This is a genomic window from Sphingobium sp. 3R8 (assembly GCF_020166615.1).
Lineage (GTDB): Bacteria > Pseudomonadota > Alphaproteobacteria > Sphingomonadales > Sphingomonadaceae > Sphingobium > Sphingobium bisphenolicum.
The window spans coordinates 327,981-340,388 of record NZ_JAIQXR010000001.1; the positions used below are offsets into that span (position 1 = coordinate 327,981).

The following is a 12,408-nucleotide window of genomic DNA, read 5'->3' on the forward strand; positions in this document are numbered from 1 at the left end:
GTTTGAACGGGCACGGGGGTTGTTGTAACAATGCCACTATGAACGGCGCGACCACACTCCCCCGGCGGGCAACGGCATGGCGGAGGCATCTACCGCTATTCCTCCGCAACGGGCGACTGGCTGCGCTGGTGGAGGGGGTGACTCTTGCCCTCTTCCTGGGGATGGCGGGGCTGACCTACTATCTTCTGTCAGGCGGCGGTCAATCCTACGCCCTGCTTACGCCGCCGATCGTCGCCCTGCTGCTGGTTGCGAATCTGGTGCCGGCGATCGCCTTGCTGGTGCTGCTGGGGCGGCGCGTGGCGAAACGGCGCGCGGCGCAATCGGCGATCGGCAGCGATGGCCAGTTGCACGTGCGGCTGGTCGCGATCTTCTCGATCGTCGCCAGCGTGCCGATGCTGCTGGTGGTGATCTTCGCATCGCTGCTGTTCCAATATGGCGTGCAATTCTGGTTTTCCGACAGCGCGCGCGGGATGCTGCAAAATGCGGGCGATCTGGCGCGCGGCTATTATCAGGCGAATTTGCGAGAGGTCGGTGACGAAACCGTGACGATGGCCGGCGACCTGCGCGACTATTTGAACCAGTCGAAGGTCAACAGCCCGCGCTTTGCCGAAGGCTTTATCTATCAGGTCGTCACGCGCAAGCTCAACCGGTCGGCCATCATAGAGGTCGGGAAAGACGGCATCGCCCGCACCGCCGCGACGGTGGACCCGGAAAACCGGCCGGCTGGGGCTATGCTGACGCCGGAGGTCATCAGGCGCCTGGCATCGGGTGAAAATGTCGTGGTGCAGGCAAGCCCGAACCAGATCGAAGCGGTGACGCTGCTCTACCCCGAGTCGAAAATCTATCTGTTCGCGACCCGTAATGCGGAAAGCTGGTCCTTCAGCAACGTCGCGCGCGCGCAGAAGGTGATTGCCGACTATGACCAGTTCGCCACCCAGTCCCGCGCGCTGCAACTGCGCTTCAACATTGCGCTGTTCGTGGGGTCGCTGCTGCTGGTCGGCATCGCCGTCTACATCGCGCTGGCCGTCGCCGACTGGATGGTCCGGCCGGTGAACCAATTGGTGACCGCGGCGCGCAGGATCACCGCCGGCGACCTGTCCGCGCGCGTGACCGGGCCGATGGCGCGCGACGAGATCGGCACGCTGGCCGCGGCCTTCAACCGTATGACCCAACGGCTGGAGGCGCAGACGGGCGCGCTGGTTGCGGCGAACAGCCAACTCGACGAACGGCGCGCCTTTATCGAGGCGATCCTGTCGGGCGTCAGCGCGGGCGTGCTGTCGGTGGATTTCCATGGCGTGGTGCAGTTGCTCAACAGTTCGGCCGCGGCGATTCTGGTGGACGAAGGCGACGATCTGGTCGGCCGCACCCTGGCCGAAGTATCGCCGGAGCTGGTCGAGTTCATCGCCTCCGAAGAGAGCGCGGGTATCGTCCAGGTGCGTGCGCATGGCGACCTGCGCACCCTGGCGGTCAAGCGGTCGCAGGACGCATCGCGCCATATCCTGACGTTCGACGATATCACCCAGCAGCTGTCCGACCAGCGCCGCGCCGCCTGGTCCGACGTGGCGCGGCGCATCGCGCATGAGATCAAGAATCCGCTGACCCCGATCCAGCTCGCCGCCGAACGGCTGCAACGCCGCTATGCCGACGAGATCACCAGCGACAAGCCGACCTTTACGCGCCTGACCGGCACGATCGTCCGGCAGGTGGGCGACCTGCGCAGGATCGTCGACGAATTTTCCTCCTTCGCGCGGATGCCCAAGCCGGTGTTCCGGCGCGAGGCGGTGGGCGATATCGCCCGCCATGCCCTGTTCCTGCACGAAGTGGCGCATCCCGATATTCGCTTCGAATATGCCGGGGCCGACGATCTGGAGATGGTGTGCGACCGGCGTCAGTTGGGGCAGGCGCTGACGAACATCGTGAAGAATGCGGTTGAAGCTATTGAACCCAAAGCAGTTTCGAATGAGGGTGGCCCGCGTGGCCATGTCCGTATGACATTGGTGCGGGAGGGGGACGATATTCTCATCACCGTGCGCGACGACGGTATCGGCCTGCCGCCCGAACGCGAGCGGATATTGGAACCTTATATGACGACGCGGACCAAGGGGACGGGTCTGGGCCTGGCCATCGTCAAGAAGATTGTCGAGGAGCATTTGGGGGAGATCCGCTTCGACGATGCACAAGGGGGCGGGGCGTGCGTAACGCTGCGCTTCGCCGCGGGGGCGCTGGAAAAACTGGAAGAAGGGCAGGTTATCGCCCTGCCAAAAGGAAAAGTGACGGCCAATGGCGCTTGATATTCTGATAGTCGACGATGAAGAGGATATTCGCGATCTGGTCGCGGGTGTGCTGGAAGATGAAGGTTTCACCACCCGTACCGCCGCCAATAGCGACAGCGCCATCGATGCGCTCGATGCCCGTCGTCCCTCGCTCGTCCTGCTCGACGTCTGGTTGCAGGGGTCGCGCATGGACGGGCTGGAATTGCTCGAGGAGATCAAGCGCCGGGATCCCACCGTGCCGGTGCTGATGATTTCGGGCCATGGCAATATCGACACGGCCGTCGCGGCGATCCGCAAGGGCGCGGCCGACTTTATCGAAAAGCCCTTCGAGGCCGACCGGCTGCTGCACCTGGTGTCGCGCGCGACAGAGACGGAGCGTCTGCGCCGGGAGAATCAGGTTCTGCGCGCCCGGTTCGGTCAGGATGATGAACTGACCGGTACCTCGGCGTCGATCAACGGCGTGCGGGCCACCATCAAGAAGGTCGCCGGCACTGGCAGTCGCGTCCTCATTTCCGGCCCTGCCGGCGTCGGCAAGGAAGTCGCCGCGCGGATGCTGCATAGCTGGAGCGGCCGCGCCGATTCGCCCTTCATCATCGTTGCTGCGGCCCGGATGGACCCCGACCGTGTCGAGGAGGAACTGTTCGGCGTCGAAGATGCGAGCGGCCTCGTCCGCCCCGGCTTCCTGGAACAGTCGCATGGCGGCACGCTCTATCTGGACGAGATCGCCGACATGCCGATCACGACGCAGGGCAAGATATTGCGCGTCCTGACCGACCAGAGCTTCACCCGCGTCGGCGGCCAGCGCAATGTCAAGGTGGACGTCCGCGTTATCTCGTCCACCGCGCTGGACCTGGCGGGCGAGATCGAGGAGCGGCGCTTCCGCGAGGATCTCTTCTATCGCCTCAATGTCGTGCCGCTGGCGATCCCGCCTCTGTCCGAACGGCGCGACGACATCCCGCCGCTGGTCGAACATTATCTGGCCCGTTTCGCCGCCGAACGCCGCGTGCCGCCGCCGGAAATCGCCAGCGACGCCATGGCCGCGCTGCAGGCCAATGAATGGCCGGGCAATGTCCGGCAGTTGCGCAACGTCATCGAACGCACGATGATCCTGGCGCCGGGCGACCGGATCGGACGAATCGAACTCGACATGCTGCCGCCCGAACTGACCAGCGGCGGCGGCGGGGAGGGGATGGGCCAGTCCGCCATCATGGGCGCCCCGCTGCGCGAAGCGCGCGAGAGCTTCGAACGGGAATATCTGCGCATCCAGATTCGGCGTTTCTCCGGCAACATCTCCCGCACCGCGACCTTCATCGGCATGGAGCGGTCCGCGCTGCACCGCAAACTCAAGCTGCTGGGCATCACCGAAGGCAAGGACTAGACCATGTTTGGCCAATCGGTTGCCGAACTTTGGCCAAAGCGCATCTGCGCCATGGACGCTCCTTCGCAATTGCGATAGGATTGCACCGCTCCCGACAAGCGGGGGCGGGCAAGACACCCTGCTTAGGGTGCGAGAGCGGGCAACGTCCCGCCAAGAATAAAGGACTGGCGACGACCATGGCCGACAAAGTGAACAACCTTCAGGATATTTTCCTCAACAGCCTGCGCAAGACCAAGACCCCGGTGACCATGTTCCTGGTCAAGGGCGTCAAGTTGCAGGGCATCATCACCTGGTTCGACAATTTCTCCGTGCTGCTGCGCCGCGACGGCCAGTCGCAACTGGTCTACAAACATGCGATATCGACCGTCATGCCGGCCCAGTCGATGGACCTGACCGATCTGCGCAAGGCCAGCGATGGCAACGGCAAAGGCAAGCTGCTGCAGGAAATCTTCCTGTCGGCGGTCCGCAAGTCGGGCAGCCCGGTGACGATGTTCCTGGTCAACGGCGTCATGCTCCAGGGTGAGATCGCGGCCTTCGACCTCTTCTGCATGCTGCTCGAACGCGACGGCATGGTGCAGCTCGTCTACAAACACGCCATCTCGACCGTCCAGCCGCTTCATGCGCTCGACCTGAGCGGCGAAAACGAACAGGACGATTGATCGTCCCAGCAGCGTCCGGTCCGCGCTCAGGTGGACCGGGCCGCTGCAAGATGCTCTAAACATCCATGGCCATATTCAATCGCGACTCCGATGACGAAGTGGCGCGCGGCGCGCGCGCCGTCGTCGTTCATGCCGAAACCCACAATGGAGACCGCCGCGACAGCGACGCCCGGCTGGAGGAAGCGCGTGGCCTTGCGCTGGCGATCGGTATCGACGTGCGCGCCGCCCAGGCGTTCCGGGTGCGCGACCGCAAACCCGCGACCCTGTTCGGCAGCGGGCAGGTGGACCAGATCGCGACGCTGGCGCGGCAGGAAGAGGCTGAACTCATCATCGTCGACAACAGCCTGTCGCCGGTGCAGCAGAGCAATCTGGAAAAATCCTGCGAGGCCAAGGTCATCGACCGCACGGGCCTGATCCTCGAAATCTTCGGCGAGCGGGCCGCCACCAATGAAGGGCGGCTACAGGTCGAACTCGCCCATCTCGACTATCAGGCGGGCCGTCTCGTCCGCAGCTGGACCCATCTTGAACGACAGCGCGGCGGTTTCGGCTTCCTGGGCGGTCCGGGCGAGACCCAGATCGAGGCGGACCGGCGCATGATCCGCGATCGCATGGCCAAGATTCGCAAGGAACTGGACCAGGTCACCCGCACCCGCGGCCTGCACCGCGCACGGCGCCAGCGTGCGCCCTGGCCGGTGATCGCGCTGGTCGGCTATACAAACGCCGGAAAGTCCACGCTTTTCAACCGGATGACCGGGGCTGACGTCATGGCGGAAGACCTGTTGTTCGCCACACTGGACCCGACCATGCGCCAGATTGCGTTGCCGGGCCTGGACAAGGCGATCCTGTCCGACACGGTTGGCTTCGTCTCCGATCTGCCGACGCAATTGATCGCCGCCTTCCGCGCGACGCTGGAGGAAGTGCTGTCGGCCGATCTCATCGTCCATGTGCGCGACATCGCCCATCCCGACAGCGACGCGCAGCGCGACGATGTGCTGGACGTGCTGGGCGAACTGGGCGTCGCCGGCGAAGCGGCGCTCGATCGTAGGGAAGGGGAGGCCGACGCCCCCCCGATCCTGGAAGCCTGGAACAAGCTCGACCTGTTGAGCGAAGACGATGCAGCCCTCGCGCGCGAGACGGCGTCCCGGCGCGACGATGTCGTCATCCTCTCGGCCCTGACCGGGGAGGGGGTGGACATGCTTCAGCGGACCATCAGCGACCGCATGACCCGCGGTGCGAAAGTTTACGGCCTGCGCATCCCGATATCGGACGGCGCCACGGTCGCCTGGCTCCACGAACATGGCGAAGTGCTTTCGACCCTGGTCGAAGGTGAGGAAAGCCGCATCGACGTCCGCCTCTCGGACGCCGCCTTCGCCCGCTATTCCAAGCGGAGCGAAGGCTAACCGAGCGGCTTCCTGGGTCAGGTCACTTCAGGTCAACGCCTTTTCGACCACGGCAATGGCCTGATCCAGCGGCTTGGCGCGATCACAATCGCTCCGGCATTTTTCCTGCTGGTAGCGCAGCTTCTGCAATATATCCTCGGCCGCATCCCTGTTGCCCAAGCGGATTTCCGCCAGCGCCAGTCCCGACATCGCGCCGGGATAGCCACTCCGGTTACTATAAAGGCTCTTTTCGAAATAGCGGCGCGCCGCGACGGCATCGCCCATGCCCAGCTTGGCGACTCCCTTGAGGAAGCGGACCTGCCTGTTGCTGGTCTGGCCGATCAGCCTGGCCAGCAGCGCGTCAGCTTCTGCATAATCGCCGTCTGCGATCAGCTTCTGCGCGCGGCCCACATCCGGGCTGCGCGATATAGAGGCGAAGCTGGCCGCGTTATAGCCGTTCACCGGCGCGGCCATGGGCGCGCCTTGGTTGAAATGGATACCCGACACGCCGGCCACATGCTGGGCATGGGCCGGCACCGCAAGCACGCAGCAAAGGGGGAGAAGGACAGTCAGGCGCATCGCATATTCCTCCGTCGTGAGAGGCAAAAAGCTATGGCGATCGCGCACTCTTGTCAAATATCAGTTGCAGTTACGAACCTTGTCTGTTGGATGTCTGCTTCGTGACAACATATGCTGGTTATGCCGATTTTTCCTGTTGCTTTGCTCGTTGCCAAAGCGCTTCCTTTGCGTCGAGCGTCAGTCCGGCAAAGGTCTCGCCGGCCATATCCTCCATTGATCGGAACCGGCGATCGAATTTCCCATTCGCCTTGCGCAGAGCGGTTTCGGGATCGACCTTCAGATGTCGTGCGAGATTGACCACGGCGAATAGGAGGTCGCCGACTTCCTCTTCACGCTCCTCCTGCGTGGCGGCTTCGCGCACTTCATCCAGTTCCTCGACGATCTTGTCGATCACGCCGACCGTATCGGGCCAGTCGAACCCGGTGCGGGCGGCGCGCTTCTGCAATTTTCCCGCGCGGAGCAGTGCGGGCAGGGCGCTCGCCACGCCAGCCAGCGCGCTGGGGTCGGGATCTTTTTCTGCCCGTTCGGCCGCCTTGATCGTCTCCCACTGGGCGTGGCCGTCCTCCCGGCGGGCGCCGTCGCCGAAGACATGCGGATGCCGGCGGATCATCTTCTGCGTAATGGCGTCGATCACATCCTGCATCGCAAAATGGCCAGCCTGTTCCGCGATGCGGCTGTGGAAGGCGACCTGGAGCAGCAGATCGCCCAGTTCGTCGCGCAGCGCATCCATGTCCGCACGTTCGATCGCATCAGCCACTTCATAGGCTTCCTCGATCGTGTAGGGCGCGATCGACTCGAAATCCTGCTCGATGTCCCAGGGGCAACCCGTATCGGGATCGCGCAACCGCGCCATGACCTCGGCGAGCGGCATGATGTCGGCGGGGCTGGCTTTGTTCATATAGGACCTGATCGCTATGGATGCTGATCGTGCGATAGGGTGCGCCCACGCCTCTGACCAGCATCAATGTGAGTTCGATAATATATCTTATGTTAAATTTATCGCACGTCGCGGTCGCGTACAACTGTCCAGCTCGCTGTCGCAGCGCCTTCAATCCTCGCGAATCTGGCTGTGTTTGGCCGTGTCCCGCATCTTCACATATACGCTCAGCGATATGGCGATCATCACCGTGACATAGATGTAGAAAGCCTGCTCCATGCCGGCCTGCTTGAACCATAAGGCGACGAATTCCGCCGTCCCGCCGAACAAGGTATTGGCCAGCGCATAAGGCAGCGCCACGCCCAGCGCGCGGATGTGCGCCGGAAACAGCTCCGCCTTCACCACCGCATTGATCGACGTATAGCCGGTCACGATGACCAGGCCCGCCATCACGAGCAGCCCGGCGACAAGCGGGTCTTTCGTCACCGCCAGCGTCGCGAAGATCGGATAGGTGCACAGCATGCCCATGACGCCGAAGCCGATCATCAGCGGCTTGCGGCCGATCCGGTCGGACAAGGCGCCCGCAACAGGCTGCAACAGCATGAACGCGAACAGCGTCGCCGCGTTGATCTGCGACGCGACTTGACGGCTGAGGCCACTGGTGTTGACCAGGAATTTCTGCATGTAGATGCTGTAGGCGTAGAAAGCGATCGTTCCGCCCGCCGTCAGCAGCATCACCGTCAGCGTCTCGCGCGGATGGTTGGTTATCAGTTCGACGAAGCCGGACTTGGGCGCGCCCGCCGCCTTGGCCACCGCAAAGCTCTGCGTCTCTGCCAGCCCGCGCCGCAGCCAGAACACGATGACCGCCAGCAGCCCGCCGATGAAGAAGGGTATGCGCCATCCCCAGGCGTCGAGTTGCGCTTCGGTCAGCGTCGCCTGCAGCAGCAACAGCACGCAGATCGCGACCAACTGCCCCGCGATCAGCGTCACATATTGGAAGCTGGAAAAGAAGCCGCGCCGGTTCTTCCCTGCCATTTCCGACAGATAGGTCGCGCTCGCGCCATATTCGCCGCCGATCGACAATCCCTGCATCAGCCGCGCCAGCACCAGCATCAGCGGCGCTGCGACTCCGATCGTTTCATAACCCGGCGTCACCGCGATCAGCAGCGACCCCGCGCACATCAGTGCGACCGACAGGGTCAGGCCGCTCTTGCGCCCATGACGATCGGCATAGACGCCCATCAGCCACGCGCCGATCGGCCGCATCAGGAAGCCGACCGCAAAGATGCCCGCCGCGCTCAACAATTGCGCGGTGCGATCCTCGCTGGGGAAGAAATGCGGCGCGAAATAGAGGGTGAAGGCGGCATAGGCATACCAGTCGTACCATTCTACCAGATTGCCGGTGGACCCGCCGATAATGGCCTTGAGCCGCTGCCCCTGCGTGGGCGCGCTCGTCTCGATCGAAGCGGTCTCTGCGCTCATGGCGTCAGCACCATGGCGCCGTCCTGCACGCCCCAGCTTTTCAGGCGTGACAGCATGTTCATGCCGATGACATTGACCTCCCCGAAGGCGGGCGACACGACCACGGGCAGGTCGCTCGCCGAAATGGGACCGATGGCGAGGGTAGCGATGCTCGACCGCTTCGCCGTCACCTTGCCATTGGCGGTGGTCATGATGACGCCCGGTTCGCCGACATCATAGTTGAGGCCGGCGGCGCGGGCCGTATTTTCGGACAGAGCGGTGACGGTCGCGCCGCTGTCGATCAGAAAACGCGCGGACGTGCCGTTGATCGTGGCCTCGACCCAATAATGACCGTCCGGCGCGACCGGGATGCGCAGCGCCTGTCCCTCGGTCCGGGCCTTGGGCAGTGCAGCCGGCGCTTCGTCGGGGGCGGCCATATCCCCTTCCTCCGCCCAACGCCCGGTCAGATAGCCTTGCGTCTGGGCGAATTTGAACAGGCCCAGCAGGCCAGCGAAGATCGCGACCCACAGCAACGCCATGCGCAGCAGGCTCCCCCAGGCCATCTGCCGCCCGACCAGCGCGGACCCGACCAGCACGAGCGCCAGCACATACCAGATGGTCGAGGCCGCCTGATTCGTGCTGTCCATTCAGGCCCCCTGCTCTTTCGCGTCCAGCGCCACCACCATGCCGTCATAGCCCGGCTCCACGCCCTGGGGTAGCGTGCCGATCAATGTCGCATAATCCATGCTCTGGTCCATATGGGTCAGGATCGCCAGACTCGGCCGGGTGGCGCTGATACCTTCCAGCGTCAGCGCCAGATGCGGATGAGTCGGGTGCGGCTTGATCCGCAGCGCATCGACCACCAAGACGTCGAGGCCGTCGTAGAGCGCCAACATGTCCGGCGTCAGCGCATGGAAATCCGTGGCATAGCCGACCGACCGGCCGCCATGGCTGAAACGGAAGCCGGTGGAATAGATGTCGCCATGGGGCTGGTCGACACAGGCGATGTCGATGTCGCCGATCCGCAGCCCGTCGGGAAGGACGTGCGGCTCTATGGTCGGGTGATAGCCGTTGCGCCCTTCGAACGCATAGGCGAACCGCTCCGACAGCAGCTTGAGCGTCTGCGGGCGCGCATAGCCCGGAACGGGCGTGCGGCGATGGTGGAAAAGCTGGCGCACGTCGTCGATACCATGGCTGTGATCGGCATGGTCGTGCGTCCACAGGATCGCATCGATCCGGATCACGTCGGCCGCCAGCAACTGAGCGCGCATATCGGGCGAGGTATCGACCAGAATGCGCGTTGTCGGGCTTTCCACCAGGATGGACACCCGCGTCCGCCGGTTTTTCGGTTCCGCGGGGTCGCAGTCGCCCCAGTCATTGCCGATCCGTGGCACGCCGGAGGATGTGCCGCTGCCCAGGATCGTGAGCTTCAGGCTCATGCGACCTTGCTGAACAAGGTGCGGAAATTGGCCGACGTCGCCGCCGCCAGCTCCTCGATGCTTTCACCACGCAGATTGGCCAGGAATTTGGCGGTGTCGGCGACATAGGCCGGCTCGCACGGGCGGCCGCGATGCGGCACCGGCGCGAGAAAGGGCGAGTCCGTTTCCACCAGCAGCCGGTCGATCGGCAGCCGCGCCGCCGTCTCCTGCAGATCCTTCGCGCTCTTGAACGTCACGATGCCCGAAATGCTGATATAGAAGCCCAGTTCCATCGCCGCATCGGCAAAGGCGCCGCTGGCGGTGAAGCAATGGATGACGCCGCTATAGGCCCCCTTCCCCATCTCCTCGCGCATGATGGCAAGGGTATCGTCCTCCGCGTCGCGGGTATGGACGATCAGCGGCAGGCCGGCGTCGCGCGCCGCAACGATATGCGATCGGAAGCTCTTCTGCTGCCGCTCCCGGTCGCTATGGTCGTAATAATAATCCAGCCCGGTTTCGCCGATGCCGACCACGCGCGGATGCGCCGCGCGCTCGACCAGCTTGGCGGTATCGATATGGGGATGCTCGTCCGCCTCATGCGGGTGGATGCCGACCGTCGCCCAGACGTCCGGCTCGCGGATCGCCGTGCCCAACACATCGTCCCATTCGCTTTCGCGCGTCGCGATATTGAGCATGAGGTCGACGCCAGCGGCCCGCGATCGTTCCAGCACATTGGCCTGATCCTCGATCAAGCCCTTGTAATTGAGGTGGCAATGGCTGTCGATCAGCATGGGCTCAGGCGTCCTCTGCTGGCAGTTCGAGGCGCGGGAAAAGCGGCTTGGGCGGGCTGAGCGTGAAACCGGCACTCCGCAACTCGGCGTAGAAATCTCCACCGATGACGTCATAGCCGCGTCCGTTGTCGTCCAGCCCCATCTGGTCGAGCAAGGCGGCGGCGCTGGCCGGGATGACCGGCTGGATCATGATGGCCAGACTGGCGATCGCCTCGTAAAGTGTGGCGAGCACCGCCTCCATCCGCGCCGGATCGGTCTTGCGCAGCGCCCAGGGCGCCTGCGCGTCAATATAGGCGTTACAGGCGAACACGGCGCGCATCCACGCCTCGATCGCGACCGAAGGGGCCAGATCGACCATGGCGGTCTGGAAGGTCGCGGCGGCATCGGCCACCGTCTTAAGCAGGTCGCTGTCGACATCCTGTGGCGCCGGCTCGGGCAGACGGCCCTCCAGATTCTTGGCGATGAAGCTCAAGGTCCGCTGCGCCAGGTTGCCGAAGCTGTTGGCCAGATCGCTGTTCGAACGCGCGACGATCGCCTCCGCGCTATAGCTGCCATCATTGCCGAAGGTGACTTCGGACAGCAGGAAATAGCGCAACTGATCCACGCCGAAGCGGTCGGCCAGTTCCATCGGATCGGCGACGTTGCCGACGGACTTCGACATCTTCTCGCCGCGGTTGAGCAGGAAGCCATGGCCGAAGACATGGCGGGGCAAAGGCAGCTTCGCGCTCATCAGGAAGGCTGGCCAGTAAACGGCATGAAAACGCACGATATCCTTGCCGATGATGTGCGTGATATCGCCGCCCTCGGCCCAGTAACGCGCCATCCGCTCAGCATCGTCGGGATAGCCGCAGCCGGTCAGATAATTGGTGAGCGCATCGACCCACACATACATGACATGACCGTCCGATCCGGGCACCTTGACGCCCCAGTCAAAGCTGGTGCGCGACACGCTGAGGTCGGACAGGCCGCCTTCGACGAAGCGCAGGATTTCGTTGCGGCGGCTATCGGGCTGGATGAAGTCGGGCTGGCTCTCATACAGCGCCAGCAGCCGGTCCTGATAGGCCGACAGGCGGAAAAACCAGCTTTCCTCGACCGTCCATTCGACCGGCGTACCTTGCGGGGACAGCTTGACGCCCCCCTCCCCGTCGGTGATTTCCTTCTCGTCGTAAAAGGCTTCGTCGCGGACCGAATACCAGCCTTCATATCGGCCGAGATACAGGTCGCCGTTGGCCTCCATCGCCTGCCAGATCGCCTGGCTGGCGCTGTGATGATCCGGCTCGCTGGTGCGGATGAAACGATCATGACTGATATTCAGTCTTTCATTCATCGCCTTGAAATAGCCTGCCATTTCATCGGCCAGTTCGCGCGGCTCGATGCCACGGCCCCGCGCCGTCTGGGCCATTTTCAGCCCATGTTCGTCGGTGCCGGTCTGGAAGAAGACGTCGCGGCCCATCATCCGCTGGAACCGGGCGACCGCGTCGGTGGCGATCACTTCATAGGCATGGCCGATATGCGGACGGCCATTGGGATAGGAAATGGCGGTGGTGATGGTGAAGGGCTTGGACATGGCGCTTCCCTAGAGCGATTTCGGGT

Annotated in this window: 11 protein-coding genes; 4 read left to right on the forward strand and 7 right to left on the reverse strand. The window is 63.8% G+C overall.

The window, feature by feature from the left end:
• The first annotated feature begins 38 nt into the window (after positions 1 to 38).
• The 4 genes from K9B33_RS01585 (at position 39) to hflX (ending at position 5,710) form a co-directional block, all read left to right on the forward strand.
• On the forward strand, positions 39 to 2,291 hold the full coding sequence (locus K9B33_RS01585; protein WP_224546167.1) for an ATP-binding protein: 2,253 nt from the start codon (positions 39 to 41) through the stop codon (positions 2,289 to 2,291).
• The gene (locus tag K9B33_RS01590; RefSeq protein WP_224546168.1) at positions 2,281 to 3,651 is read left to right on the forward strand and encodes a sigma-54-dependent transcriptional regulator; all 1,371 of its coding nucleotides are present in this window, start codon (positions 2,281 to 2,283) and stop codon (positions 3,649 to 3,651) included. The genes K9B33_RS01585 and K9B33_RS01590 overlap by 11 nt, the downstream gene beginning before the upstream one ends.
• An 80-nt stretch (positions 3,652 to 3,731) precedes the next feature.
• Positions 3,732 to 4,310 (forward strand): RNA chaperone Hfq, encoded by a 579-nt coding sequence (hfq, locus tag K9B33_RS01595; RefSeq protein WP_411973972.1) that lies wholly within the window; start codon positions 3,732 to 3,734, stop codon positions 4,308 to 4,310.
• Positions 4,311 to 4,375: 65 nt separating this feature from the next.
• A complete protein-coding gene (gene hflX, locus K9B33_RS01600; protein WP_224546170.1) occupies positions 4,376 to 5,710 on the forward strand; it encodes a GTPase HflX in 1,335 nt (444 codons plus the stop codon).
• A 27-nt stretch (positions 5,711 to 5,737) separates the two neighbouring features.
• On the opposite strand, the gene K9B33_RS01605 is transcribed toward hflX, so the two are convergent.
• The 7 genes from K9B33_RS01605 to metG all read right to left on the reverse strand — a co-directional run bounded on the left by K9B33_RS01605 (position 5,738) and on the right by metG (position 12,382).
• Positions 5,738 to 6,268 carry a tetratricopeptide repeat protein gene (locus tag K9B33_RS01605; protein WP_224546172.1) on the reverse strand — a complete coding sequence of 177 codons (531 nt, stop codon included), beginning with the start codon at positions 6,266 to 6,268 and terminating at the stop codon, positions 5,738 to 5,740.
• 118 nt (positions 6,269 to 6,386) lie between these two features.
• The gene (gene mazG / locus K9B33_RS01610; protein WP_224546175.1) at positions 6,387 to 7,166 is read right to left on the reverse strand and encodes a nucleoside triphosphate pyrophosphohydrolase; all 780 of its coding nucleotides are present in this window, start codon (positions 7,164 to 7,166) and stop codon (positions 6,387 to 6,389) included.
• A 150-nt stretch (positions 7,167 to 7,316) separates the two neighbouring features.
• Positions 7,317 to 8,627 (reverse strand): MFS transporter, encoded by a 1,311-nt coding sequence (locus K9B33_RS01615; RefSeq protein WP_224546177.1) that lies wholly within the window; start codon positions 8,625 to 8,627, stop codon positions 7,317 to 7,319.
• Complete coding sequence (locus K9B33_RS01620) at positions 8,624 to 9,253, reverse strand: TIGR02281 family clan AA aspartic protease (RefSeq protein WP_224546179.1); 630 nt, start codon at positions 9,251 to 9,253, stop codon at positions 8,624 to 8,626. Before K9B33_RS01620 ends, K9B33_RS01615 begins: the two co-directional genes overlap by 4 nt.
• Entirely contained in the window at positions 9,254 to 10,045 is a 792-nt protein-coding gene (locus K9B33_RS01625; protein ID WP_224546181.1) for an MBL fold metallo-hydrolase, read from the reverse strand.
• Positions 10,042 to 10,815: a TatD family hydrolase gene (locus K9B33_RS01630; protein ID WP_224546183.1), complete on the reverse strand. Its 774-nt coding sequence runs from the start codon at positions 10,813 to 10,815 to the stop codon at positions 10,042 to 10,044. The genes K9B33_RS01625 and K9B33_RS01630 overlap by 4 nt, the downstream gene beginning before the upstream one ends.
• Before the next feature lie 4 nt (positions 10,816 to 10,819).
• Positions 10,820 to 12,382 carry a methionine--tRNA ligase gene (gene metG / locus K9B33_RS01635; RefSeq protein WP_224546185.1) on the reverse strand — a complete coding sequence of 521 codons (1,563 nt, stop codon included), beginning with the start codon at positions 12,380 to 12,382 and terminating at the stop codon, positions 10,820 to 10,822.
• Between the last annotated feature and the right edge of the window lie 26 nt (positions 12,383 to 12,408).